This is a genomic window from Pseudonocardia broussonetiae, from assembly GCF_013155125.1.
Classification (GTDB): domain Bacteria; phylum Actinomycetota; class Actinomycetes; order Mycobacteriales; family Pseudonocardiaceae; genus Pseudonocardia; species Pseudonocardia broussonetiae.
Map to the genome: position 1 here is coordinate 5,408,504 of NZ_CP053564.1, position 23,272 is coordinate 5,431,775.

A 23,272-nucleotide genomic window follows, 5' to 3' on the forward strand; every position below is an offset into this window, starting at 1 on the left:
CGGCAAGCGGCGGCCGACCGGGCCGCGGGCAGCGGACCGGAGGACCGATGGCGGCTCGACGCGCGGTGCTGCGCCCGTGACGGGGCCCGTGACGAGGCGCGTGACGGGGCCTGCGACGGGGCCTGCGACGGGAGTGGCCGCCGACGGGATGCTGCGCGCCCGGCTGCTGGGGACGACGGGCGCGCTGCTCGTGGCGCTCGGCGCACTGGGCGCGGGAGCGCTCCCGGTGCCGCACCCGCTGGCCGGGCTGCGCCTGGTCGGGCTGCCGGCCCGCACCGCGACGCTGTCGCTCGCCCTCGCCTGGGCGGGGGCCGCGCTGCTCGTGCTGGCGTGGCTGCAGGTGTCTCGCCGCGTGCGCGCGGGCGGCCCGCTCGCCCCCTCGCGGGCCGAGCTCGGCCGGACCGCGCTGCTCTGGGCGCTGCCCCTCGCGATCGCCCCGCCGGTGTTCTCCCGCGACGTCTACAGCTACCTCGCGCAGGGCGCCGTGCTCGCGCGCGGCCTCGACCCGTACGCGCTCGGCCCCGCCGAGGCCCTGGGCATGGACGACCCCCTGGTGCGCAGCATCCCGGCGATGTGGCGCGACACCCCGTCGCCCTACGGGCCGCTGTTCCTGGGGCTGGCCCGCGGCGTCGCGGTGCTCGCCGGGGACGACGTCGCGCTCGGCGTCCTCGTCCACCGCGTCCTCGCGCTCGCCGGGCTCGCCCTGGTCGTCGCGGCGCTGCCCGCGCTGGCGCGGCGCTGCGGCGTCGACCCGCGGTACGCGCTGTGGTGCGGCGCCGCGCACCCCCTGGTCCTGTTCCACCTGGTCGGCGGCGTGCACAACGACGCCCTCATGCTCGGCCTGCTGCTGGCCGGCCTGGAGCTCGGCCTGCGCGCGGGCGAGCGGCTGCTCGACGGGCGCCTGCTCGCCGGGGCGGTGCTGGTCGTCGCGGCCTCGGCGGTGAAGCTGCCCGCGCTCGTCGCGCTCGGGGTGCTGGGCGCGGTCCGGGCCCGCGGCGGCGGGTGGCGGGCGGTCGCGGCGCAGACCGGGGTGCTCGGCGCCGTCGCGGTGGCGGGCCTGGCCGTGTGCACCGCCGCCACGGGCGCCGGCCCGGGCTGGCTGGCCGCGCTCGGCGTGCCGGGCTCGATCGACAGCCCGTTCTCCCCCACCACCGACCTCGGCTACGCGGCCGGCGTGCTGGGGGTGCTCGCCGGGCTCGGCGACCACACGGCCACGGCCGTCGCGCTCGTCCGCGCGATCGGTCTCGTCGCCGGAGCCGGGGTGGTGGGCGCGGCGCTGCTCGCCGTCCGCGGCGGGCGGCTCGACCCCGTCGCCGGGCTGGGGGCGTCGCTCGCGGCGGTCGTGCTGCTCGGTCCGGCCGGGCAGCCGTGGTACCTGCTGTGGGCCCTCGTGCCGCTCGTCGCGACGCCGGCGCTGCCGCGGCTGCGCCGGGCGCTGCTCGCGGTGTCGGTGCCGCTGGCGCTGGTCCTGGCCCCGACGGGCGGGCTGTTCCCGTTCCACGGGTTCCAGCCGGCGCTGGCCGTGATCGCCGCGCTGCTGCTCGTCGCCTGCTCCGTCTGGGGGACCGACCGGTGGTACCGGCCGTCCGAGCGGGGCATCCGCGCCGCCGGACGGGGTACCCGGCCGGCATGGACGACGACGAGGCGAAGCAGATCCGCGCCGACTTCTCCGACGCCGTGAACATGTCGGGCCGGGAGCTGCGCGAGTGGCTGGAGACCGACGACTCCGAGGCGGTCGGCGACCACAAGGACGGCGGCGAGGCCGTCGGCCACGAGATGGGCCGCCACATCGTGGAGCTGCAGGGCACGAAGGCGGGCGACCTCACCGACGAGGACCTCGCGCGGATGCGCAAGGTCGTCGGGTACGTGCACCGCCACCTCGCGCAGCGCCCGAAGGGCGACGTGACGGACACGAGGTGGCGGTACTCGCTGATGAACTGGGGGCACGACCCCCTCAAGGACTGAGCGCTCAAGGGCTGGGCGTTCCCCCAAGGGCTGGGCGCTCCCCCGAGGGGTGGGGCGGCTAGGTGAGCGCCCCCGTCGAGGTGTCGACCGCGGGCGCAGACCTCTCGGGCGCATGCCGCTCGGGCGCGCGGCGCGCCCCGACCCAGGCCAGCGTCGCGGTGAGGACGTCCTCGGCGATCGCGCCGGGGAGGTCGGACCCGAACCGGCGGGCGGCGACCGAGCGCCCCCACTGCCCGAGCACCGACGACGCCAGCGCCGCCGAGAGCCCGATCGCGCCGGGGAGGACGGGGTCGCAGCCCTCCCGGTGCGCGAGCGTCGCCGCCGACGCGGCCCCGAGCGCGATGCGCGGCGCGAGTCCGGGCGCTCCTGTGCGGGGCGGGACCACCGGACTCTTGTCGAGCAGCAGCTCCGTCCCGGCCAGCGCCCCCGCCACCGCGCCGCGGCGCCCGGACGACGCGAGCGCGAGCCCGGTCATCCCGGCCGAGCTGCGCGACCCGGTCGCCGCCCCGAGCGCCGCCGCGCGCAGCAGCACCGCGGGCGGCGGGCGGCGCGTCGCGGCCTCCCGCTCAGGGATCGCCGCGATCAGCGCCGCGTGGGTCGCGAGGCCGTAGGCCAGGTGCGGCACCACGTCGGTCGCCCACGTCGCCGCGCTCCACCGGCGCGGGTCGTCCACGCCGAGCGCGGCGATCGGCCCGTCGGTCGCGAGCATCGCGGCCGCGCCCAGCAGGGCGCCGCCGACCGGCGCGGGCAACCACAGGCCGGCGGAGCGGAGCACCCCGCCGAGGCCGCCGACGACGACCCCGGCCGCGGTCCCGCCGAGCGGGCCGAGCCCGGCCAGGCGGCGGCCGCGGGCCCGCCGGCCGCCCGGCAGGCGCACGCCCAGCCGGTCGGTCAGCGCGGCCGCGACCTCCTCCGGCGCCCGGCTCGCCGGCCGCCCGCGGACGGCCATGTCGAGCTGGGTCACCGCGTTGAGGACCGTCGTGCCGACGGCCCCCGCGGCCAGCCCGCGGGCGAACCCGCGCGCCGACGACGTCACGCGTCGCCTCCGAGCTGCCCCTTCAGCTCCTTCATCACCCCGTTCGGCCCGTCCACCTCGCGCATCGGTCGCAGCGCGTCCACCAGCTCCTTGTCGGCCCCGTTGGACTCGGCGAGGTCGGCCAGAGCCGCCCCGTCCATCGGGTAGTCGGCGCCCTTCAGGGCCTTCTGCACTTCGGTCACCTGGAAGCTCATGGCGGCGGCGTACCCGGGCCCGCGCGTCCTACGCCCCCCGTGCCGGCGACGGGACCGGCCCCGTCACCGCCCGGCGAACCGCGCCGCCACCCAGTCGGCGATCCAGCTGCTGACGTGCGGCAGGTGGTCGAGGCCGATGTGCTCGGTCGCGCCCTCCTCGGGGGTGAAGATCCGCAGCTCGCGGCGCGGCGAGTGCACCGCCTGGTCGTAGGAGCGGTGGGCGTAGGCGACCGGGATCTGCCGGTCGTTCTCCCCGTGCGCCACCAGGAACGGCACGCGGATCCGCTCGACGACGCCCTCGAGGTTCACGGCGTCGGCGAAGTCGATGAACGCGTCGAGGTCGTCGTGGCCCCACACCCACAGGACGTGCTCCCAGTAGTGCGGCACCGGGCGCTCGCCCTCGCGCTCCAGGCGGCGCCGCTGCACCGCACCCCAGTCGTGGTTGGCGCCCCAGGCCACGCACAGCGCGAACCGCTCCTCGTACGCGGCGGCCCGCGGGGCGTAGTAGCCGCCCAGCGACCAGCCGGTGATGCCGATGCGGGTGGCGTCGACGTCGTCGCGGGTCTCCAGCCAGTCGACGGCCGCGCCCGCCCACGCCTCGGTGTCGATGCGGGCGGTGAGGCCCTGCAGGCGCAGCGCCTCACCGGTGCCGGGCTGGTCGAGCATCAGGCACGAGATGCCGCGCGCGGCGAGCTCCTCCCAGTGCCCGGAGCCGTACATGTGCTCCTTGGCCGAGTCCAGGCCGTTGACCAGCACGATCACCGGCGCGGGCCCGTCGTCGGTGGCCGGTGCGGCGCTGAAGTAGGCCGGGAGCGTGGTGCCCTCGTACGGGATGGCGACGCGGGTGATGCGCGGGTCGCGCAGGTCGAAGGCCTTCTGCGCCAGCTCCAGGACGCGGCGGTAGGTGGGCACGCGGTCCGGGTCGGAGTGCGACAGCATCCGCTCGGCCTGGCACAGGTAGTTGGTGGCGCGGAAGTACAGCTGGCCCGCGGTGCGGGTGTTGCCGTCCTTCTCCGCCTCCTCGGCCTGGGCGACGAGCCGGTCGGTCAGGGCGGTCCAGGCGCGCAGGAAGTCGGGCGTGCCGGCGTCGGCGCCCTGCGCCGCGGCCTCGCGGATCGGGCGGCAGGCGCGGTCGACCTCGTCGATCAGCCCGCCGCTGTTCAGGGCGGCGACGACGCCGAGGTTCCAGACGTAGTTGCCGGGGAAGTACTCGAACACGGACGGTCCTCTCAGACGGGCGACGGTTCAGATGGGCGAAGGGCGTCGCTGATGCTCTTGACGCCGCCGTGGGCGGTCAGGCCCCCGTCGACGGGGATCTCGGCGCCGGACACGAACGCGGCGTCGTCGCTGACCAGGAACACGACCAGCGGCGCCACCTCGTCGACGGTGCCGGTGCGCCCCAGCGGCGTCTCGCGGACGTTGGCGTCGCGGAACGCGGGGGCCGCCGAGGCGGTCATCGGGGTCTCGATGAAGCCCGGGTGCACGGCGTTGACGCGGATGCCGCGCGGGCCCAGCTCCAGGCAGGCGGCCTTGGTCAGCCCGCGCAGCGCCCACTTGCTGGCGGTGTAGGCGAGCGGGTAGTGGCCGGTCAGGGCGGCGGCGGAGCCCACCGTCACGATCGACGACCCGGGCCCCATCAGCGGCAGGAGCGCCTGCACGCCCAGCAGCACGCCGCCGACGTTGACCTCGTGCACGCGCGCGAGGTCGGCGGCGTCGAGGTCGGCCAGCCGGGCCCGCCAGGTGATCCCGGCGTTGGCGACGAGCCCGTCGACGCGGCCGTGGTCGCGGCGCAGCTCCTCGGCCAGCACGGCCCAGCCGGTCGCGTCGGTGACGTCCAGGCGCCGGTAGGCGACGCCGGGCAGGTCCTCCGCGGGCGCCGGCGTGACGTCGAGGGCCACGACCGAGGCGCCCTCCGCGGCGAGCAGCCGGGCCTCGGCCGCGCCCTGGCCCCCGCCCGCCCCGGTGACGACGACGACCTTCCCGGCGACGCGGCCCGTCACCGGACGCGCCGGCGCGGGCGCGGGCGGGCCGGGGCCACGGGCGGCAGGTCGACGCCCGCGACGACGGTGTTGCGGATCGTCCCGATCCCCTCGACCGTCATCTCCACGACGTCCCCGGGGCGCAGCGGCGGCGGGTTCTGCTCCCCGCGGCGGCCCCACAGCTCGGCCAGGCAGCCGCCGTTGCCGCAGGTGCCCGAGCCCAGGACGTCCCCGGCGCGCACGCGGGTGCCGCGCCCGGCGTAGGCGACGAGCTCCTCGAACGGCCACCCCATGTTCGACAGCAGGTCCTGCCCGACCTGCTCGCCGTTGACCGACACGCGCATGTCCAGCGCGAGGAAGCCGTCGGCGTCGCGGAAGGGCTCCAGCTCGTCGGCGGTGACCAGCCACGGGCCGAGCGTCGTCGCCGAGTCCTTGCCCTTCGCCGGCCCGAGGTTGACCTTCATCTCGCGGCGCTGCAGGTCGCGCGCCGACCAGTCGTTGAGGACCGTGTAGCCGAACACCTGCACCTCGGCGGGCGTCGGCGAGGCGGCGTCGCGGCCGACGACGGCGGCCACCTCGAGCTCGAAGTCGAACAGCTCCGACCCCGGCGGCACGGCGACGTCGTCGTGCGCGCCGACCAGCGCGCAGGGGTTGGTGAAGTAGAACGTCGGCGCCTCGTACCACTGCGGCACGACACCGCCGCCGTCCCCGACCGACGCGACGACGCCCTCCACGTGCTCCTCGAAGGCCACGAAGTCGCGCACGGTCGGCGGGTCGAGCGGGGGCAGCAGGCGGACGGTGTCGAGCGGCACCGGGGGCGTCTGCCGCGCGCGCTCGCCGACCTCCAGCGCCGCGGCGAGCCCGGAGCGGACGAGGTCGAGCACCGTCGTCCCGTCCGGGAACGGGTGGATCCCGTCGCCTTGGACGACGCCGCAGCCGACGGAGCCGGCGTGCTCGTAGGTCGCGAGCCGCATCAGACGGGCGGGGCCACGAACAGGCCCTTGTCGACGTCGTTGAACGAGCGGGAGGCGACGAACTCGTTCATCGCGTTCGCGGTGCCCCACTGGTCGGACACCTCGGGCCGCGTGAAGTCGTAGACGTGCGGGTGCCAGGTGTCCTCGTCGATCTCCTCGAGCTCCGTCGTGTACTCGACGGTGTTGCCGTGCGGGTCGAGGAAGTAGCTGAAGGTGTTGTTGCCGGCGAGGTGGCGGCCGGGGCCCCAGATCTTCTCGACGCCCGCGCGCAGCAGCTTCCCGGTGCCGCGCATGTACTCGTCCAGCCCGCGCAGCTCGAAGGACAGGTGGTGCAGCGACGGGTGCGGGCCACGGGCGATGGCGACGCTGTGGTGCCAGCGGTTGATCCGCATGAACCACATCATGTCGCCCATCCGCGGGTGGGTGAGCGTGTCCGAGAGCGCGAAGCCCAGGTGCCGCTCGTAGAACGCGCGGGTGCCCTCGGGGTCGGCCGAGTTGAGCACGACGTGCGAGAGGCGGACCGGGACGGGCTCGCCCTCCTCGATGCGGCGGTGCGCGCGGACGGCGACGTCGGCGCTGACCTCGACGGTGCGGCCCTCGTTGTCGAAGAAGCGGAAGCCGTAGCCGCCGCCGGGGGTCTGCAGCGTGCCGGGCTCGGTGACGAGGGTGACGCCGTCGGTGCCCAGGCGGGCGGCCAGGGCGTCGACGTCGGCGGCGGACGCGGCGCCGAACGCGACGAGGTCGACGCGCTTGTCGCCCGACTGCCGCAGCCGCACGACGTACTGCTCGGGCGAGCCCTCCGCGGCGAGGAAGGACAGCCCGGGCTCGCCGTGCTCGGTGCGCAGGCCCCAGGAGTTCGTGAAGAAGTCCTGCTGGCGGGCCAGGTCGGGCACGGCGAGGTCGACGTGGCGCAGGTGGGTGATGAGGCGGTCGGTCATGGTTCCCCTCCCGGGGGTTCAGGCGGGTTCGGTGACGAGTGCGGCGATGCGGCCCATGAGCCCGGGGACGTCGCCCCGCTCGCCGTCGAGCAGCCACTGCCCGAGCTGGTTGGAGGCCTCGACCACGGCGGTGGCGCGGGCGACGCGGCGGGCGGTGAAGGCGTCCCACAGGTCCTCGTCGAGGACGTCGGCGGCGAGCAGGAGCTCGGCCAGGACGGCCGCGTCCTCCAGGGCCTGGGCGCCGCCCTGCGCGAGGGTGGGCGGGCAGGAGTGCGCGGCGTCGCCGATGAGCACGACGCGCCCGCGGTTCCACGGCGCGGGCAGCACGTGCGTCTCGAACCACGTGTAGTGCACGCGCTCGGGGTCGTCGAGCGTGGCGAGCACGTCGTCCCACGGGCCGTGGTAGCCCGCGGCCAGCTCGCGCATCGCGGCGAGCCGCTCGTCGGGGGTGAGGGTGCTGCGGTCCTGGGCGTCCTCCACGACGTAGGCGTAGAGGGAGTCCTCGCCGGTCGGGCAGTAGCCGGCGATGTGGCAGCGCCCGCCGTAGAACAGGTCGGTGCGCGTCACCGACGCCGGGCGGGGCCCGAAGGCGCGCCAGATGCCCATGCCGGTGGCGCGGGTCTCCAGCGCGATGCCGAGCATGCGGCGGGTCCAGGAGCGGATGCCGTCGGCGCCGACCACCAGGTCGTAGCGCTGCGCCGAGCCGTCGGAGAAGGTGACGTCGACACCCGTGGCGTCCTGCTCCAGCGCCGTGGTCGTGACGCCGAAGCGCGTCTTCACCCCGGCATCGGCGGCGCGGTCGAGCAGGATCCGGGCCAGCTCGGGGCGCGACATCCCCACGGTCGCGGGCAGGTCCGGCCCGCCGGTGCGGGCGTCGGGGATCTCGGCGAGCAGCGTGCCGTCGGCGTCGGGGGCGCGCAGGCCGAGGCTGTCGAAGCCGTAGCCGCGCTCGGCGACGCGCTCCCACACGCCGAGGGCGCGCAGCTCGCGCAGGGCGTTGCCCTGCAGGGTGATCCCGGAGCCGGCGTCGGGCACCCCGGGGTTGATCTCGACGACGTCGACGGCGACGCCGCGGGCGGCCAGCAGGATCGCGGCGGCGGAGCCGGCGAGGCCGCTGCCGACGACGAGGACGGTGGACACGGCGGGCATCAGGAGCTCCTCCTCGAGCGGGCGGTCACTTGACGGCGATCGGGGCGACGGGCGCGCCGACGGCGCCGGTCACCGGCAGCGGGGCGGCGGTCAGCCAGAAGTCGAAGACGCCGTCGACGGCGCAGTCGGCGGCGAGGGCGTCGAGGTCCCACATCTCGCCCAGGAACAGGCCCATGTGCGGGATCGCGACCTGGTGCAGCGGCTGGAACGCCACGTCGAACTCGTTGGGCCGGACCTCGAAGCCCCAGGTGTCGGTGGCGATGCCGGCGATCTCGCTGGCGTGCAGCCACTCGGCGGTGGTGAACGACAGGCCGGGCGCGTCGCCGCCCGCGTAGTCGCCCCAGCCCAGACCCTGGGCGATGTCGCGGCGGGCGCGGGTGAGGCGCCCGGTGCGCACCAGCAGCAGGTCGCCGCGGCCGACGTGCGCCGACGGGCCCTGCGCGGCGATCGTCGCCTCGAGGTGCTCGACGGTGATGGCGAAGCCGTCCGGGAGCTCGCCGTCGGTGCCGATCGCGCGGCCGACGTCGAGCAGGACGCCGCGGCCCGCGATCAGCCCGGCGGTGGTCTCGATGCCGGTGACCCGGTCGCCCTCGCTGGTGACGACGTCGCCGGCGCGGCGGCCGTTGTAGGCCTGGCCGTGGTCGAAGATGTGGCCCAGGCCGTCCCACTGGGTGGAGGCCTGCAGCGGCATGAACACGACATCGTCGGCGCCGCCGATGCCGTGCGGGAATCCCTGCGTCCCGCGCTCGGCGTCGACGCCGGTGTCGAGCATCGTGTGCACCGGGTTGGTCCGGCGGCGCCAGCCCTTCTGCGGGCCGTTGCCGTCGAAGGACTGGGCGAGGGAGAAGCTCGTCCCCCGCCGCACCAGCGCGGCCCCCTCGCGGCGCTTGGCCTCGTCGAGGAAGTTCAGGGTGCCCAGGACGTCGTCGGCGCCCCAGCGGTCACGGTTCGAGCAGAGCTTCGCGGCGGCCGCGATCGCCCCCTCGGGGTCGGTGCGGTCCGGCAGGTGGGTCATCGGGTCCTCCTCGAGCGACCCGCCCACCGTCGCCCGCGGGGCCCTCGCCCGGGAAGACGAGATGCCTGATGCCGACCATCAGCCCGGCGTATGCGCCTCCGGCACCCGTGAGTGGCAACCGTGGCCAGGGCCACGATCGCCACTCACGACCGTCACCCCACGGGCGCCTCCGGCACCCGTGAGTGGATACGAGTGCTGGGGCACTCGTATCCACTCACGGGGCTACCAGGTGCTCGCGTCCACCGACGCCGCCAGCGCCGGCAGGTCGGACCACACCGTCACCAGGCCGAACCCGTCGTCGGCGCGCGCCTTCGCGTAGTCCGCGCTGGTGGCGTGCACGCCGGCCCGGCCCCCGGCGGCCCCGCACGCGGCGAGGACGCGGGCGAAGGCGTCGTGGATCTCGGGCTCCTCGCGGTTCTGCGCGGCCCCCAGCCCGAGCGCGACGCCGAGGTCGCCGGGCCCCACGAACAGCCCGTCCAGCCCCTCGACGGCGGCGATCTCGCCGGCCCGCTCCAGTGCTCCCGCGGTCTCGACCATCGCGAACACCAGAGCCTGCCCCGCGGCGGCGACCGGGTCGGCCCCGCCGAACGCCGTGCGGATCGGGCCGTAGGAGCGGCGCCCGAGCGGGGGCAGCCGGCAGGCGTCGACCAGCGCCCGCGCCGTGGCGACGTCGTCGACCATCGGCGCGATGACGCCCTGCACCCCCAGGTCGAGCACGAACCCGGCCTCCGCCGCGTCGACCGCGCTCAGCCGCACCAGCACCGCCGTCCCGTGCAGGGCGGCGGCCCGCACCGCGGCGGCGGTGGAGGCGCGGTCGAACAGGCCGTGCTGCAGGTCGAGCGTCACCGCGTCGAGGACGCCGCGGGACGCCACGACCTCGACCAGGTGCGGGTCGGGCACGGTGATCCAGCCGTTGCGGGCCGCGCGGCCGGCGGCCCAGGCGGCGCGCACGCCGGAGGCGGAGGGGGTCTGCGTCACCCGGCCACGCTAACGCGCGTCTGCGAGACTCCGCCGGACCAGTCGATCGTGAGGAGCACGGGCACATGGAGATCAGCGGAGCGTCGGCCGTCGTCACCGGAGGGGCCTCCGGGCTGGGCGCGGCCACGGCGCGCCGGCTCGCGGAGCGCGGCGCGCACGTCGTCGTCCTGGACCTGCAGGAGGAGCTGGGCAGCGCCGTCGCGGCCGAGATCGGCGGGGTGTTCGCCAAGGCCGACGTCGCCGACGAGGAGCAGGTGCGCGCCGCCGTCGACGCCGCCTCGGAGCTGGGTCCGCTGCGCGTGCTCGTCAACAGCGCGGGCCTGGGCCGCGCCGGGCGGATCATCGGGCGCGACCTCTCCCCCATCCCGCTGGAGCAGTTCGAGTTCGTGCTGCGCGTCAACCTGGTCGGCACCTACAACTGCTCGCGCCTGGCCGCGTCGGCGATGGCCGCCACCGAACCACTGGCCGACGGCACCTCCCGCGGCGCGATCCTGCACACCGCCTCGGCCGCCGCGTTCGACGGCCAGATCGGGCAGACGCCGTACTCCGCGTCGAAGGGCGGCGTCGTCGGCATGACGCTGCCGATGGCCCGCGACCTCGCCCGGCACGGCATCCGCGTCAACACCATCGCCCCCGGCCTGATCGACACCCCGATCTACGGCACCGGCGAGCAGGCCGAGGCGTTCAAGGCCCAGCTCGGGCAGAGCGTCGTCTACCCGAACCGGCTCGGCACGGCCGACGAGTACGCGTCGATGGCGGTCGAGATCCTCACCAACGACTACATGAACGGCGAGACCGTCCGCCTCGACGGTGCGATCCGGATGCCCCCGAAGTAGGTGCGGGTCGCGACGCTCAACCTCGCCTCCGGGCGCGACGCCACCGGCCGCTCCCTCGACGCCGCCGCCCTCGCTGCGGCGCTCGACGGGTTCGGGGCCGACGTCGTCGCCGTCCAGGAGGTCGACCGCGACCAGCCCCGCTCGCACGGGGTGGACCAGCCCGCCGTCGTGGCGCGGGCGCTGGAAGCGGTCGACTGGCGCTGGGCGCCGACGGTGGCGGGCACGCCCGGGCCGCAGCACACCTGGCGCGCCGTGGACCCGACCGCGCTGCACGGCCCCGGCGACGGCCCGGCGGGCCCGCACTACGGCATCGCGCTGTTCTCCCGGCGCCCGGTGCGGCGCTGGCACGTGCTCGACCTGGGCACCGGGCGGGGGCGCCTGCCGGTGCCGACGGGGCGGGAGTCCCCGCGCCTGGACTGGGTGTCCGACGAACCGCGCGCCGCCGTCGCCGCGGAGCTCGACGGGCTCACGGTCGTCGGCACGCACCTGTCGTTCGCGCCGATCACGGCGGGGCGCCAGCTCGTGCGGATCCGCGACTGGGCGCGCGGGCTGCCCGGGCCGGTCGTCGTGGCGGGCGACCTCAACCTGGTCGGGCCGGTGCCCGAGCTCGTCAGCGGCGGCACGCGCCTGGTCCGCAAGCCGACGTTCCCGGCCCACGACCCGCGCGTGCAGCTCGACCACGTGCTCGCCCTCGGCGACCTGCGCGGCGGCGACGCCCGGGCGTGGCGCCTGGCCTTCGGCGACCACCGGGCGGTGGCGGTGACGCTGCGCCCGCTGTGAAGGAGCCGCTCAGCCGCTGTAGAGGTCGCGGTGCCGCTCGCGGAGCCGGTACTTGAGGACCTTCCCGCCGACGGTCTCGGGCAGGTCGTCGGCGAAGACGACGCCCTTGGGCGTCTCGTAGCCGGCGAGCCGGGCGCGGCAGTGGGCGATCACGTCCTCCTCGGTGGTCTCGACGCCCGCCCGCCGCACGACGACCGCGGTGACGGCCTCGCCCCAGTGCGGGTGCGGCAGCCCGACGACGGCCACGCGCTCGACGGCCGGGTGGTCGTGCAGCACCGACTCGACGCGCAGGCTGGACACGTTCTCCCCGCCGGACTTCACGATGTCCTTGAAGCGGTCGACCATGATCCGCAGGCCGTCGGCGTCGACGGACGTGCTGTCGCCGGAGTGGAACCACCCGCCGCGGAACGCCTCGCGGGTGGCGGCCTCGTCGAGGTGGTACCCGGCCGTGACGATCGGGCTCCGGTACACCGCCTCGCCCGCCGTGCCGGGCCGGTCGCGCAGCGACTCCCCCAGCTCGTCGACGACGTCCGAGGCGAGCAGCGGGCTCGGCACGCCGACGTAGTTGAGGCCCGTCGCGGCCTGCTCGGGCCACCTCGCCGGCCAGAACCGGTGGCAGGCGATGGCCTCGGTCTGGCCGAAGATCCCGAGCACGACGAGGTCGTCGCCGGCGTGGCGCAGCAGCGCCCGGTAGGTCGCGGGGGCGAGCGCGCCCCAGCCGAAGACGAGGACGCGCAGGCTCGACCAGTCGTGGCCGGCGGCGTCGAGCTCGGTCGTCAGGGCGGTGACGAACTGCGGCGAGCCCGCCCACAGGGCCGTGACCCGCTCGACCTCGACCGCGCGCGCCACCTCCGCGGGCACCGGCCGGCGCCCCAGCACCAGCGAGCCGCCCGCGAGGAACGCCGAGAACGTGAAGATCTGGTCGGCGACGTGGTAGACGACCGGCAGGAAGACGCCGACCACCAGGTCGCTCTCGATGCGCAGCCCGCGGCTGAGCGACACCGCGAAGTTCAGCCCCGCGAGGTGGCTCGCGCTGTGCGAGAGCATCACGCCCTTGGGCATCGCGGTGGTGCCGGAGGTGAACAGCAGCTGCCAGACGTCGTCGCCGTGGATCTCGACGTCGGGCTCGGTGACCGGGCGCCCGTCGACGAGCTCGGCGAACGTCGGGCTGCCCGCGACGGCGCCGCCGCCGATCGGGATCGTCGCGCCCACGGCGAGCCCGCGGGCGGCGAACGCCTGCTCCGCGCGCGGCCACAGCTCGGCGTCGACGATCGCGAACGCGGGCTCGGCGCGGGCGATCAGGTGCTCGAGCACGTCCGGGGCGAGCGCGGGGTTGAGCGGCATCGCGACCATCCCGGCCTTCGCGATGCCGATCTTGGCGACGTAGGCCTCGACGGAGTTCTCGCAGAGCAGCAGCACCCGCGACGACGGTTCCAGGCCGCGCTCGAGCAGCGCGTGCGCCACCTGGTTGGCCAGCTCGTCGGCCTGGCGGAAGGTCAGCGTCCGGAAGCGGTCGTCGGAGTACGCGCCCGCCCAGCCGGTGATCGCGACCTTGTCCGGGTAGCTCCACGTGAGCCGTTCCAGGACGTCGCCGACCGAGGTCCGCTCCCACCGGTGGACGGCGCGGCGGCCCCGCAGGTTCGTGACGTCGATGTCGCTCGCACCCGGTTGCACGGCGCCAGCATCACGGCTGCCTGGACGCAGCACAAGGCCCGGGAGTGATCGGCGTTCACTCATGCACGCTTGCCGGAGGGCTCGGAGTGAACGACGATGCACTCTCGGCGGGAAGGGGACGCGCATGGGACCGGTGACCTACGAGGTGACGGCCGGCGTCGCCTGGCTGACGATCGACCGTCCGGAGGCGCACAACGCGCTGAGCCGCCCCGTCCGCGAGGGCCTGTTCGACGGCGTGCACCGGTTCAACGCCGACGACGCAGCGCGGGTGCTCGTGCTGACCGGCGCGGGCGAGAAGGCGTTCTGCTCGGGCGGGGACCTCAAGGAGATGTCGGAGACCGCGCTGACCGTGCCGCCGCCGGACTTCCTGCCCCAGTTCGGGCGCAACGTCGAGGTCGCCAAGCCGACGATCGCGGCCGTCAACGGCATCGCCTACGGCGGCGGCTTCCTGCTCGCGCAGCAGTGCGACCTGGTCGTGGCCGCCGAGCACGCCCGGTTCGCGGTGTCGGAGGTGAAGGTCGGGCGCGGGTCGCCGTGGGCCGCGCCGCTGTCGTGGCTGGTGCCGCCGCGCGTGGCGCTGCAGATCCTGCTCACCGGCGACCCGCTGGACGCGGCGCGCGCCCGGGAGGTCGGGCTCGTCAACGAGGTCGTGCCGCTACCCGACCTGCGGGCCACGGCGCAGGCGCTGGCCGAGCGCATCGCCGCGAACGCGCCGCTGTCGGTGCTGGCGGCCAAGCGCACCGCCTACCTGTCGGCGTCGCACCCGCGGGCGGAGGCCTACGACCGGGCCGAGGAGATCTGGGAGCCCGTCTACCTCTCCGAGGACGCGCAGGAGGGGCCGCGGGCGTTCCGGGAGAAGCGGGCGCCGGTGTGGCGGGGGCGCTGACCCCTACTCCGGGCCGACCCGCTCCGGGCCGACCCGCTCCGGGCCGACCCGCTCCGGGCCGACGCCGAGGCAGGCGTGCGCCATCCCGGCCAGCAGCGCGGTGAGCCGCGCGTGCGGCAGCCCGCTGTCGTGGAACAGGACCGACTGGATGGCCCCGATCGTCGCGTGGACGGTGAGGCGGGCCTCGCCGTCGGCGAGGTCGCGGCGCAGCGGGCCGAGGACCGCCACCCACTCCTCGACGTAGTGCCGCTGGGCCCGCCGCAGCCGGCGCAGCGACTGCTCGGGCAGGTTGTGGGCCTCGCGGTGGTAGACCTGCAGGATCCGGCGGTCGGTCACGGCGATCTCGACGTGGTTGCGGACGAGCTCGCCGAGCGCGGTGCGGTCGTCGTCGGCCGACTCGACGATCGCGGCGGCCGAGCGCTCCAGCTCGTCCATGACCTCCTGCAGCAGCGCGGCGAGGATCGCGGCCTTGCTGTCGAAGTGCCGGTAGATCCCGGAGCCGACGATGCCGGCCGCGGCGCCGATGTCGGCCATCGCGACGCGGTGGTAGCCCGAGCGCGCGATGAGCGCGCCCGCGGCCTCGAGGATGCGGGCCTTGCGGTCGGGATCCCGCCGCCCCCGCGACGGGATCCCGCTGCCCACCGGCTCCATGGGGGCATCCTGCTGCACCGGGCCCGCGACGGGGATCACGCGCCCGGAACGCCCGCGGGGATCGCGTACGGGTTGGCGTCGGCCAGCGGCGCGTCGTAGCCCGAGGAGACGACGTCGAAGATGCCGTCGAGGTCGGTGTCGTCGAGGACGATGTCGGCCAGGCCGTCGGCGTCGAGGGCGACGGCGACGACGTCGGGGACGAACGGGGCCGCGCCGGGGACGTTCTCGAAGAGGGCGACGTCGTCGTAGTAGTCGCCGTCGACGTCGGACAGGACGGTGTCGACCTCGCCGTCGCCGTTGGAGTCGACCAGCGTCGTCTCCTCGTAGCCGTCACCGTCGACGTCGGCGTACTCGTAGCTCTGGTGGCTCTCGTCGCCCTCATAGCCCGAGTCGTGGCTGTCGGAGGTGTCGTGGCCCTCGGAGCTGTCGTGGCCGGTCTCGTAGCCCGAGCCGTGGTCGGTGCTCTCGCTGTCGACCGCGTCGGTCGTCTCGATCAGGGGCTCGGGGGCGTAGCACTCGGACATCGGATCCTCCTGGGCGGCGGTGGCGGGGCCGTGTGGCCCGTACACCCAGGAGGACGCCCGCGACCGGGCCGGGGTTACAGGAGCGCGTGGACTTCCTTCAGGACCGGTGGACGGCCGGGTGCTCGCGCAGCCGGCCGGCCATGCGGTGCAGGTCGGCGCGCATCGTCGCGAGCTCGTCGGCCGACAGCCCCGTGCTGTCCTCGACGTCGCACTGGACCTCGTGGACGCGGTCGCGCAGCGCGTGGCCCTCCCTGGTGCAGGTGATGTCGACGACCCGCTCGTCGAGCTGCGACCGCTCCCGCGTGATCAGCCCCTCCCCCGCCAGCCGCTTCAGCAGCGGGGACAGGGTGGCGCTGTCGAGGTGCAGCCGCTCGCAGATGTGGCCCATCGGCAGCGAGCCGTGCTCCCACAGCAGCAGGAGCACGAGGTACTGGGTGTAGGTGAGGCCCAGGCGCGCCAGCCCGTCGCGGTAGGCGCCGGTCATCGCCCGCGAGGCCGTGTAGAGCGCGAAGCACAGCTGCTCGTCGAGCACGAACTCCGACCGGGGGCTGCGCGACATGACGCCACTCTACGACCGCGCACCGACGACCGGGCCGATTTCTATGGCGCGCCATTGACTAGGCCACTACCGGTCACCCAGAGTGGTGCCGGTCACGTACCAGCACGGCGACGACGGAGGTCCCACCACCATGACCGACGCTTCCCTGTACGAGCGGCTCGGCGGCACCTACGGCATCGCGGGAGCGGTCGACGTCCTCGTGGACCGCCTGTTCGCCAACGCCTCCGTCAACGCCAACGCCGCCGTGCACGACCATCACGGCGACCCCGCCAACGCCGCGGGCTACAAGTTCCTCGTCACCGCCTGGTCGATCGAGGCGGCCGGCGGCCCCGCGTGCTACCCCGGCAAGGGCATGGACGAGGCCCACGCGACGCTCGCGATCAGCGAGGCCGACTTCGACGCCGTGGCGCTGGAGATCGCCTCGACCCTGAACTTCCTCGGCGTGCCCGCCGGGGAGCACCAGGAGTTCATGGCGATCATCGAGGGCTACCGGCCGCAGGTGGTGGCAGCGGCGGTCTGACCGACCGCCGGCGCACGTCCCGCCGTGCGCGAAACACCAGGAGTGGGAACCGGGTCCGCGTTCCGCGGAACGCGAACCCGGCGGCGTCAGAACGCGTACCGCACCCGGATCCACGGGGCGTGGGCGGCGATCAGGTCCTGCACCCGCGCGACGGCCTCGCGCTTGGGCGCGTTGCGGTACCGCACGTTCCACATCCCCGACTGCGAGCGCTTGGGCTGCTGGATGTCGGGCCGCCACAGCAGGTCCTCGGCCTTGGGGTGCCAGCCGAGGTTGACCTCGTGCAGGTCGCGGTTGTGGGTGAGCATGATGATCTCGGCGGCGGCCTGCTGCTTGGCCGCGTCGCCGACCTCGTCGTCGAGGCGGGTCAGCAGCTCGGCCCAGTCGCGCTCCCAGCCCTCGCGCAGCACGATCGGCGAGAAGTTGAGGTGCACCTCGTAGCCGGCGGCGACGAAGTCGTCGATCGCGGCGATCCGCTCGGGGATCGGGCTGGTGCGGATGTCGAGGAGCTTGGCGTCGCTCTCGGGCATCAGCGAGAAGCGCACCCGGGTGCGGCCCTGCGGGTCGAGGTCGAGCAGCTCCCGGTTGACGAACTTCGTGGCGAAGCTGGCCTTGGCCGTCGGCAGCTCGCGGAAGGTGGCGACGAGGTCGGCCACGTTGTCGCTGACGAGCGCGTCGACGGAGCAGTCGCTGTTCTCGCCGATGTCGTAGACCCAGGCGCGCGGGTCGACCTGGTCCGGCTCGGGCTTGACGCCCTGCCGGCGCACGTGCCCGCGCAGGTAGCGGGTGATCTTGTCGATGTTCGTGAACACCGTGATCGGGTTGGCGTAGCCCTTGCGGCGCGGCACGTAGCAGTAGGCGCACGCCATGGCGCAGCCGTTGGACGTCGACGGCGCGATGAAGTCCGACGACCGCCCGTTGGGCCGGGCCGACAGCGACTTCTTGACGCCGAGCACGAGCGTCCCGGACTTGACGCGCACCCAGCGCTCGACGTTGCCCTCGTTGCCGTGCAGCTCGGGGATCTGCCAGTGCGAGGGCACCTCGATCACCTCGGCGCCGGGGAACCGGGAGAGGACCTGCTGCCCGCGCTCGGAGTCGCGCGCCTCGGGCTCGGCGTAGACGGCGCCGATCCGCAGCAGGCGGTCGGCGGCGGTGGTGGGAGTGGTGGAGGCATCGGGAGGGGTGACGGCACCTGCCGTCGCGGACGGACTCGACACACCTTCCTCAACGGGTCGGCCCCGGCCCCCATTCCGGCCCGGACGCCGCCGCCAGCGCCCCGATCAGCAGATCCCGGGTGTCGGCGGGGTCCACGACGTCGTCCACCTCGAACACCGTCGCGACGCTCAGCGCGCGGCCCCGCTCGTAGTAGTCGGCGACGAGCTCGGAGTACCGCTCGCGCCGCCGGTCCGGGTCGGGGATCGCGTCGAGCTCGGCCCGGAACCCCAGCCGGACCGCCCCCTCCAGCCCCATCCCGCCGAACTCCCCCGTCGGCCAGGAGACGGTCAGGTCGGGGGCGTGCAGGCTCCCGCCGCACATCGCCATCGCGCCGAGCCCGTAGGCCTTGCGCAGCACCACCGCGCACCGCGGGACGGTGAGCCGGGCGCCGGCGACGAAGAAGTCACCGAACCGGCGCACGATCCCGGTGCGCTCGGCGTCGGGGCCGACCATGAACCCCGGGGTGTCGCACAGCGACACCACCGCGAGCCCGTGGTCCTGGCACAGCCGCAGGAACCGGGCGGCCTTGTCCGCGGCGTCGCCGTCGATCGCCCCGCCGAGGTGCGTGGGGTCGTTGGCCAGCACCCCGACCGGGCGGCCGTCGAGCCGGGCCAGCGCGGTGACGACCCCCGCGCCGAAGCCGGAGCGCAGCTCCAGCACGCTCCCGGTGTCGCACAGCGTCTCCAGCACCGGGCGCACCGCGTAGGCGCGCAGCCGGTCCTCGGGCACCAGGTGCCGCAGCCGCCGCTGGTCGGCCACCGGCCCCGGCTCGTGCGGGCCGGCGAAGTAGGACAGGTACCGGCGGACGGCGTCGACGGCCGCGGCGTCGTCGGCGACCAGGAGGTCCACGACGCCGTTGGCCGCCTGCACCGCCATCGGCCCGACGTCCCCCGGCGCCACGACGCCGAGCCCGCCGCCCTCGATCATCGCCGGGCCACCCATCCCGAGGCTGCTCCCCTCGGTGGCGACGACGACGTCGCAGGCGCCCGCGAGCGCGGCGTTGCCGGCGAAGCAGTAGCCGGACACGACCGCCACCGTCGGCACCCGCCCCGCCAGCCCGGCCGCGAGCCGGAACGTCGGCAGGTCGAGCTGGGCGACGGCGGAGGTGTCGGTGTCGCCCGGGCGCCCGCCCCCGCCCTCGGCGAACACCACCAGCGGCAGGCTCCGCTCGGTGGCCAGGGTCAGCAGCCGGTCGGTCTTGCGGTGGTTGTGCACGCCCTGCGTGCCAGCCAGGACGGTGTAGTCGTAGGACATCACCGCCACCGGGCGCCCGCCCACGGTCGCGGTGGCGGTGACCAGCCCGTCGGCCGGGGTTCGCGCCACGAGGTCCTCGACGCTGCGCCGCCGCCGCTGCGCCGCGATCGTCAGCGCGCCGTACTCCACGAGGCTGCCCGCGTCGACCAGGTCCTCGACGTTCTCCCGCGCGGTCCGCCGCCCGGTCCCGTGCCGGCGCGCGGTGACCTCCGGGCGCCCCGCGTCGGACACGCCGTGGTGGCGCGCGAGCACCTCGGCCAGGTCGGCGCGGACGTGCGCCGGGTCGACCTCCGTGAGGGCGTCCCGCGCCGCCGCGTCGTCGACGCCCCCGGTGAGCACGGCCAGCACCGCCCCGGCCGCGACGGCGTCACCGACCGCGACCCGCACCTCCACCACCCGTCCGCCGCGCGGAGCGGGCACCCCGTGCTGCATCTTCATCGCCTCGAGCACGACGAGCTCCGCGCCCGGCGCGAGCGCGTCCCCCGCCGCGGCGCCGACCGCGACGACGACGCCCTGCTGCGGCGCCCGCAGCGCCTCCGCGCCGTCGGGCACGGGTCGGTCTCCGGCCGCAGCAGGTCGCGTCGGCGCGGCGGCGGTCACGGCCGCCGCCGACGGGGCGGCGGCCAGCTCGGCGACGTGCGCGTCCACGTACCCCGTGTCGAGCACCCCGGGCTCCGTCACCCGCTCCAGCAGCGCCCGCAGCAGCCCGATCGTCGTCGGGACACCGGCGACGTCGAACTCGCCCAGCGCACGGCCCGCCCGCGCCGCGGCCACCGCGAGGTCGTCGCCGCTCACGACCACCTTGGCCAGCAGGGAGTCGTAGCGCGGCCCGACCTCGTAGCCCGCGTAGCCGTGGGTGTCGACCCGCACCCCGCGCCCCGACGGCGGCTGGAACCGCGACAGCACCCCACCGCCGGGCTCGACGGTGCCGTCCGGCCGCAGCACCTCGGTGTTCACCCGGCACTGCACCGCCACACCCCGACCCAGCGGCGGCGACGACAGGACCAGCTCGCCGAGCGTCGCACCCCCGGCGACCCGCAGCGCCAGCTCCACGAGGTCGAGCCCGGTGACCTCCTCGGTCACCGTGTGCTCCACCTGCAGCCGCGGGTTGACCTCCAGGAACGCGAACCCGTCCGCCCCGACCAGGAACTCCACCGTCGCCAGACCCGCGTAGGGCAGCGACCCGACCAGGTCCCGCGCCGCCGCGTGCAGCCGCGAGCGCACCGCGGGGTCCAGGTCCGGCGCGGGCCCGATCTCGACGAGCTTCTGGCGGCGCCGCTGCAGGCTGCAGTCCCGGTCGCCGAGGACGACCGGCGCGCCGTGGCCGTCGCCGAGGACCTGCACCTCCACGTGCCGCGCCGGAGCCAGCAGCCGCTCGACGTACAAGGTCCCGTCCCCGAACGCCGCCTGTGCCTCCGCCGCGCACTGCCGCAGCACCTCGGGGAGGTCCGCCGCCCGCGTGACGGGCCGGGTGCCGCGGCCCCCTCCCCCGGCCAGCGCCTTGACCATGACCGCGCCGCCGGGACCCAGGCCGTCGAGGAACGCCCGCGCGGCGGCCTCGTCGGTCGGACCGTCGGTCCCCTCCAGCACCGGCACGCCCAGCTCGCGGGCCCGCGCCCGGGCGGCGGTCTTGTCCCCGAAGAGCTCCAGCGCCTGCGCCGACGGCCCGACGGACACCACCCCCGCTGCCGCGCACGCCCGCGCCAGCGCCGGGTTCTCCGACAGGAAGCCGTAGCCGGGGTGCAGCGCGTCGCAGCCGGAATCGACCGCGGCGGCCACTACGGCGTCGACGTCGAGGTAGGCGGCCGGACCGGCCCCGGGCAGCCGCACCGCCGCGTCGGCACGGGCGACGTGCGCGCAGGTCGCGTCGTCGTCGGGATGGACCGCGACCGTCCGGATCCCCAGCGCGGCCGCCGTGGCGAGCACCCGCACCGCGACCTCCCCGCGGTTGGCCACCAGCAGCGCCCGCACCGTCATCCGCGTCCCGTCCCCCGTCGGCGGGCCCCGGCGGCCCGCGTCCCGGCGATCCTCGCAGCGGCCCCGGTCCGCAGGCGCGGCGCGTCCGGCGTCGACCGGCTCGCACACAGGCCGCGGGGCCCGCACACAGGGCCGGACCTGTGTGCCGACCCCCGGAGGTGTGTGCGAGCCGCTACCCGGCGGGCTCGACGCGCGACAGCCACGTCGTCAGCAGGGCCTCCAGCGCCGCGGCCTCGTCGGGGGTCAGGGCGTCGAGCAGGCGGCGCTCGTTGCGCATGTGCTCGGTGAACGCCCGGTCGACGAGCCCGCGCCCGGCGTCGGTGAGGGCGACGACCCGGCCGCGCCCGTCGTCGGTGGCGGGACGGCGGGTGACCAGCCCGGCCTCGACGAGCCGGTCGAGCCGCTTGGTCATCGCACCCGTCGTGACCATCGTGAAGCGGGCCAGCTCACCGGGTGCGCGCTCGAACGGGGCCCCGGCGCGGCGCAGCGCGGCGAGGACGTCGAACTCCCCCTCGGTGAGGCCGTGGCGCCGGTAGACGACGCACAGCTCGTCGGTCAGCCGCGACGCCAGCCGGTGCAGCCGCCCGATCACCCCCTGCGGCGACACGTCGACGTCGGGGCGCTCGCGGGCCCACTCGGCCTGGATCCGGGCGACGTGGTCGGGCTCGCTCATCCGCCCACTGTAGCTTCCCAGGAAGCTATAGTCGCTTCCGTGGAAGCTACCTGGCGGTGGGTCCTGGTCACGGCGGTCGCGCCGGTGGCCTGGGGCAGCACCTACTACGTGACGCGCGAGTTCCTCCCGGCCGACCACCCGCTCTTCGGCGCCGCCGTCCGGGCCCTGCCCGCCGGGCTGCTGCTGCTCCTGGTCTGCCGGACCCTGCCGCGGGGCGCGTGGTGGTGGCGCTCGCTCGTGCTGGGTGTGCTGAACACCAGCGGGTTCTTCGCCCTGGTCTACCTCGCGGCGCAGCTGCTGCCCACGAGCGTCGCGGCGGTGGTGATGGCTACCTCGCCGGTGACGATGATGCTGGTCGCCTGGGCCGTGCTGGGCCGGCGGCCCGCGCTGCTGCCCGTCGCCGGAGCGCTGCTGGGCATCGCCGGCGTGGTCACGATGCTGCTCACCGGAGGCGGCGCGGTCAGCGTCGCCGGGGTGGCGGCGTCGGTCGCGGCGATGCTCCTGTCGTCGGTCGGCTACGTGCTCGCGCAGAAGTGGGGCGGGGAGGTGCCGGTGCTCGCCTCGACGGCCTGGCAGCTCGTGGCGGGCGGCCTCGTGATCCTCCCGGTGGCCGTGCTCGTCGAGGGTGCGCCGCCGGTCCTGGACGCGCCGGCCGTCGCGGGCTTCGCCTACGTCAGCCTCGTCGCGACCGCGCTGGCGTTCACGGCGTGGTTCACCGGCCTGCGCCACCTCGACGCCGGGACCGTCGGGCTCGTCGGACTGCTCAACCCGGTCACCGGCGTCCTGCTCGGCACCGCGCTGGCCGCCGAGGCCCTGACCGGGCGCCAGGCCGCCGGGATCGCCCTCGTGCTGGTGGGCATCGCGGCGGGCCGGCCGTCCCGGCGGCGCGGGACCTACCGGACGCGCCCGCCCGCGTGCGCGGCCACCGCGAAGCCGACCGCGGTCAGGACCCAGGCCAGCACGTCCAGCAGCGGGACGGGCACGACCACCGCGAACACCAGGTGCAGCGGCTGGGAGGCGATCAGCCCGACGGCGACCGCCCTGGGCAGCACCCGCCAGAGCGCGACGCCGAGCAGCACGGTGCCGACGATGTGCCCGACCACGAAGACGACCGCCGCGACCGCGGAGACCGGGTGCGCCTCGGTCGCCGCGACCAGGGCCCCGACGGACGCCGGTGGCTGCCCGACCGCCGCGCCGGCCAGCGCCACCTGGTCGGACGCCACGACGAAGAACAGGCTGGTGAACCCCAGCCAGGACACGACGGCGGCGACCCGGCCCAGCACCGGGCGGGCGGCCGCGGCGGCCCGGCCGACGATCAGCACCCCGAGCGGCAGCGTGAGCAGGGCGAGGTAGGTGAGCCCGAGCACGGCGGCCTGGGCGCCGGGGGCCGCGGCCACCGCGGCGGCGATGGTCGTCGGGTCGTCGACGGTGGAGTGGGGCAGCACGCCGCGCAGGACCGCGATGGCCAGCGGGCCGGCGGCCGCGAGCGCCACGGTGG

23 protein-coding genes are annotated in these 23,272 nt (G+C 75.8%); 7 read left to right on the forward strand and 16 right to left on the reverse strand.

Annotated features, from left to right (window positions below; genetic code table 11):
- The first annotated feature begins 100 nt into the window (after window positions 1-100).
- Window positions 101-1,681 (forward strand): polyprenol phosphomannose-dependent alpha 1,6 mannosyltransferase MptB, encoded by a 1,581-nt coding sequence (mptB, locus tag HOP40_RS26195; RefSeq protein WP_172163208.1) that lies wholly within the window; start codon window positions 101-103, stop codon window positions 1,679-1,681.
- Window positions 1,630-1,965 carry a DUF3140 domain-containing protein gene (locus HOP40_RS26200; protein WP_172163211.1) on the forward strand — a complete coding sequence of 112 codons (336 nt, stop codon included), beginning with the start codon at window positions 1,630-1,632 and terminating at the stop codon, window positions 1,963-1,965. The genes mptB and HOP40_RS26200 overlap by 52 nt, the downstream gene beginning before the upstream one ends.
- A 58-nt stretch (window positions 1,966-2,023) precedes the next feature.
- Here HOP40_RS26200 and HOP40_RS35600 read toward each other — a convergent pair whose 3' ends face one another.
- The 9 genes from HOP40_RS35600 to HOP40_RS26245 form a co-directional block, all read right to left on the reverse strand.
- A complete protein-coding gene (locus tag HOP40_RS35600) occupies window positions 2,024-3,001 on the reverse strand; it encodes a hypothetical protein (protein ID WP_205346922.1) in 978 nt (325 codons plus the stop codon).
- On the reverse strand, window positions 2,998-3,195 hold the full coding sequence (locus tag HOP40_RS26210) for a DUF2795 domain-containing protein (RefSeq protein WP_172163213.1): 198 nt from the start codon (window positions 3,193-3,195) through the stop codon (window positions 2,998-3,000). The genes HOP40_RS35600 and HOP40_RS26210 overlap by 4 nt, the downstream gene beginning before the upstream one ends.
- A gap of 63 nt (window positions 3,196-3,258) precedes the next feature.
- Complete coding sequence (locus HOP40_RS26215) at window positions 3,259-4,413, reverse strand: alpha/beta hydrolase family protein (protein ID WP_172163216.1); 1,155 nt, start codon at window positions 4,411-4,413, stop codon at window positions 3,259-3,261.
- 11 nt (window positions 4,414-4,424) lie between these two features.
- Complete coding sequence (locus HOP40_RS26220; RefSeq protein ID WP_172163219.1) at window positions 4,425-5,195, reverse strand: SDR family NAD(P)-dependent oxidoreductase; 771 nt, start codon at window positions 5,193-5,195, stop codon at window positions 4,425-4,427.
- Window positions 5,192-6,148, reverse strand: a complete 957-nt coding sequence (locus HOP40_RS26225) for a fumarylacetoacetate hydrolase family protein (protein WP_172163243.1) — start codon at window positions 6,146-6,148, stop codon at window positions 5,192-5,194. The genes HOP40_RS26220 and HOP40_RS26225 overlap by 4 nt, the downstream gene beginning before the upstream one ends.
- Window positions 6,148-7,086 carry a VOC family protein gene (locus HOP40_RS26230; protein ID WP_172163246.1) on the reverse strand — a complete coding sequence of 313 codons (939 nt, stop codon included), beginning with the start codon at window positions 7,084-7,086 and terminating at the stop codon, window positions 6,148-6,150. Before HOP40_RS26230 ends, HOP40_RS26225 begins: the two co-directional genes overlap by 1 nt.
- Window positions 7,087-7,104: 18 nt before the next feature.
- Window positions 7,105-8,235 carry an FAD-dependent monooxygenase gene (locus tag HOP40_RS26235; RefSeq protein WP_172163249.1) on the reverse strand — a complete coding sequence of 377 codons (1,131 nt, stop codon included), beginning with the start codon at window positions 8,233-8,235 and terminating at the stop codon, window positions 7,105-7,107.
- Between the two features lie 25 nt (window positions 8,236-8,260).
- Entirely contained in the window at window positions 8,261-9,250 is a 990-nt protein-coding gene (locus HOP40_RS26240) for a cyclase family protein (protein ID WP_172163252.1), read from the reverse strand.
- Window positions 9,251-9,472: 222 nt separating this feature from the next.
- On the reverse strand, window positions 9,473-10,228 hold the full coding sequence (locus tag HOP40_RS26245) for an HpcH/HpaI aldolase family protein (RefSeq protein WP_172163256.1): 756 nt from the start codon (window positions 10,226-10,228) through the stop codon (window positions 9,473-9,475).
- A gap of 65 nt (window positions 10,229-10,293) precedes the next feature.
- Between HOP40_RS26245 and HOP40_RS26250 the strand changes: the two genes are divergently transcribed.
- Both HOP40_RS26250 and HOP40_RS26255 read left to right on the forward strand, forming a co-directional pair.
- Window positions 10,294-11,064, forward strand: coding sequence for an SDR family NAD(P)-dependent oxidoreductase (locus HOP40_RS26250; RefSeq protein ID WP_172163259.1), 771 nt, complete (start codon window positions 10,294-10,296; stop codon window positions 11,062-11,064).
- Window positions 11,065-11,844 (forward strand): endonuclease/exonuclease/phosphatase family protein, encoded by a 780-nt coding sequence (locus tag HOP40_RS26255; protein WP_172163262.1) that lies wholly within the window; start codon window positions 11,065-11,067, stop codon window positions 11,842-11,844.
- A gap of 9 nt (window positions 11,845-11,853) precedes the next feature.
- Here HOP40_RS26255 and HOP40_RS26260 read toward each other — a convergent pair whose 3' ends face one another.
- On the reverse strand, window positions 11,854-13,518 hold the full coding sequence (locus HOP40_RS26260; RefSeq protein WP_240157288.1) for an AMP-binding protein: 1,665 nt from the start codon (window positions 13,516-13,518) through the stop codon (window positions 11,854-11,856).
- 124 nt (window positions 13,519-13,642) lie between these two features.
- On the opposite strand from HOP40_RS26260, the gene HOP40_RS26265 reads away from it, so the two are divergent.
- Window positions 13,643-14,404 carry an enoyl-CoA hydratase/isomerase family protein gene (locus HOP40_RS26265; RefSeq protein WP_172163268.1) on the forward strand — a complete coding sequence of 254 codons (762 nt, stop codon included), beginning with the start codon at window positions 13,643-13,645 and terminating at the stop codon, window positions 14,402-14,404.
- A gap of 3 nt (window positions 14,405-14,407) precedes the next feature.
- Here HOP40_RS26265 and HOP40_RS26270 read toward each other — a convergent pair whose 3' ends face one another.
- The 3 genes from HOP40_RS26270 to HOP40_RS26280 form a co-directional block, all read right to left on the reverse strand.
- Entirely contained in the window at window positions 14,408-15,055 is a 648-nt protein-coding gene (locus HOP40_RS26270; protein ID WP_172163271.1) for a TetR/AcrR family transcriptional regulator, read from the reverse strand.
- Window positions 15,056-15,090: 35 nt separating this feature from the next.
- Window positions 15,091-15,579: a hypothetical protein gene (locus HOP40_RS26275; RefSeq protein ID WP_172163274.1), complete on the reverse strand. Its 489-nt coding sequence runs from the start codon at window positions 15,577-15,579 to the stop codon at window positions 15,091-15,093.
- 97 nt (window positions 15,580-15,676) lie between these two features.
- Complete coding sequence (locus HOP40_RS26280; RefSeq protein ID WP_172163277.1) at window positions 15,677-16,138, reverse strand: MarR family winged helix-turn-helix transcriptional regulator; 462 nt, start codon at window positions 16,136-16,138, stop codon at window positions 15,677-15,679.
- Between the two features lie 130 nt (window positions 16,139-16,268).
- Here HOP40_RS26280 and HOP40_RS26285 point away from each other — a divergent pair, with 130 nt between their 5' ends.
- The gene (locus HOP40_RS26285) at window positions 16,269-16,658 is read left to right on the forward strand and encodes a group I truncated hemoglobin (RefSeq protein WP_172163280.1); all 390 of its coding nucleotides are present in this window, start codon (window positions 16,269-16,271) and stop codon (window positions 16,656-16,658) included.
- A gap of 86 nt (window positions 16,659-16,744) precedes the next feature.
- Here HOP40_RS26285 and HOP40_RS26290 read toward each other — a convergent pair whose 3' ends face one another.
- The 3 genes from HOP40_RS26290 to HOP40_RS26300 form a co-directional block, all read right to left on the reverse strand.
- Window positions 16,745-17,872, reverse strand: a complete 1,128-nt coding sequence (locus tag HOP40_RS26290) for a spore photoproduct lyase family protein (RefSeq protein WP_172163283.1) — start codon at window positions 17,870-17,872, stop codon at window positions 16,745-16,747.
- Between the two features lie 7 nt (window positions 17,873-17,879).
- Window positions 17,880-21,101, reverse strand: a complete 3,222-nt coding sequence (locus HOP40_RS26295) for a carboxyl transferase domain-containing protein (RefSeq protein ID WP_172163286.1) — start codon at window positions 21,099-21,101, stop codon at window positions 17,880-17,882.
- Window positions 21,102-21,273: 172 nt separating this feature from the next.
- Window positions 21,274-21,774 (reverse strand): MarR family winged helix-turn-helix transcriptional regulator, encoded by a 501-nt coding sequence (locus HOP40_RS26300; RefSeq protein WP_172163289.1) that lies wholly within the window; start codon window positions 21,772-21,774, stop codon window positions 21,274-21,276.
- Window positions 21,775-21,813: 39 nt separating this feature from the next.
- Here HOP40_RS26300 and HOP40_RS26305 point away from each other — a divergent pair, with 39 nt between their 5' ends.
- The gene (locus tag HOP40_RS26305; RefSeq protein WP_172163292.1) at window positions 21,814-23,127 is read left to right on the forward strand and encodes a DMT family transporter; all 1,314 of its coding nucleotides are present in this window, start codon (window positions 21,814-21,816) and stop codon (window positions 23,125-23,127) included.
- The last annotated feature ends 145 nt before the right edge of the window (window positions 23,128-23,272 follow it).

Excerpts from the sequence above, each read along its gene's own strand:
- HOP40_RS26285 (WP_172163280.1), top strand. The coding sequence starts at position 16,269 with ATGACCGACGCTTCCCTGTACGAGCGGCTCGGCGGCACCTACGGCATC.
- HOP40_RS26270 (WP_172163271.1), bottom strand. The coding sequence starts at position 15,055 with ATGGAGCCGGTGGGCAGCGGGATCCCGTCGCGGGGGCGGCGGGATCCC.
- HOP40_RS26225 (WP_172163243.1), bottom strand. The coding sequence starts at position 6,148 with ATGCGGCTCGCGACCTACGAGCACGCCGGCTCCGTCGGCTGCGGCGTC.
- HOP40_RS26250 (WP_172163259.1), top strand. The coding sequence starts at position 10,294 with ATGGAGATCAGCGGAGCGTCGGCCGTCGTCACCGGAGGGGCCTCCGGG.
- HOP40_RS26280 (WP_172163277.1), bottom strand. The coding sequence starts at position 16,138 with ATGTCGCGCAGCCCCCGGTCGGAGTTCGTGCTCGACGAGCAGCTGTGC.
- HOP40_RS26210 (WP_172163213.1), bottom strand. The coding sequence starts at position 3,195 with ATGAGCTTCCAGGTGACCGAAGTGCAGAAGGCCCTGAAGGGCGCCGAC.
- HOP40_RS26265 (WP_172163268.1), top strand. The coding sequence starts at position 13,643 with ATGGGACCGGTGACCTACGAGGTGACGGCCGGCGTCGCCTGGCTGACG.
- HOP40_RS26240 (WP_172163252.1), bottom strand. The coding sequence starts at position 9,250 with ATGACCCACCTGCCGGACCGCACCGACCCCGAGGGGGCGATCGCGGCC.
- HOP40_RS26230 (WP_172163246.1), bottom strand. The coding sequence starts at position 7,086 with ATGACCGACCGCCTCATCACCCACCTGCGCCACGTCGACCTCGCCGTG.
- HOP40_RS26275 (WP_172163274.1), bottom strand. The coding sequence starts at position 15,579 with ATGTCCGAGTGCTACGCCCCCGAGCCCCTGATCGAGACGACCGACGCG.
- HOP40_RS26200 (WP_172163211.1), top strand. The coding sequence starts at position 1,630 with ATGGACGACGACGAGGCGAAGCAGATCCGCGCCGACTTCTCCGACGCC.
- HOP40_RS26295 (WP_172163286.1), bottom strand. The coding sequence starts at position 21,101 with ATGACGGTGCGGGCGCTGCTGGTGGCCAACCGCGGGGAGGTCGCGGTG.
- HOP40_RS26235 (WP_172163249.1), bottom strand. The coding sequence starts at position 8,235 with ATGCCCGCCGTGTCCACCGTCCTCGTCGTCGGCAGCGGCCTCGCCGGC.
- HOP40_RS26300 (WP_172163289.1), bottom strand. The coding sequence starts at position 21,774 with ATGAGCGAGCCCGACCACGTCGCCCGGATCCAGGCCGAGTGGGCCCGC.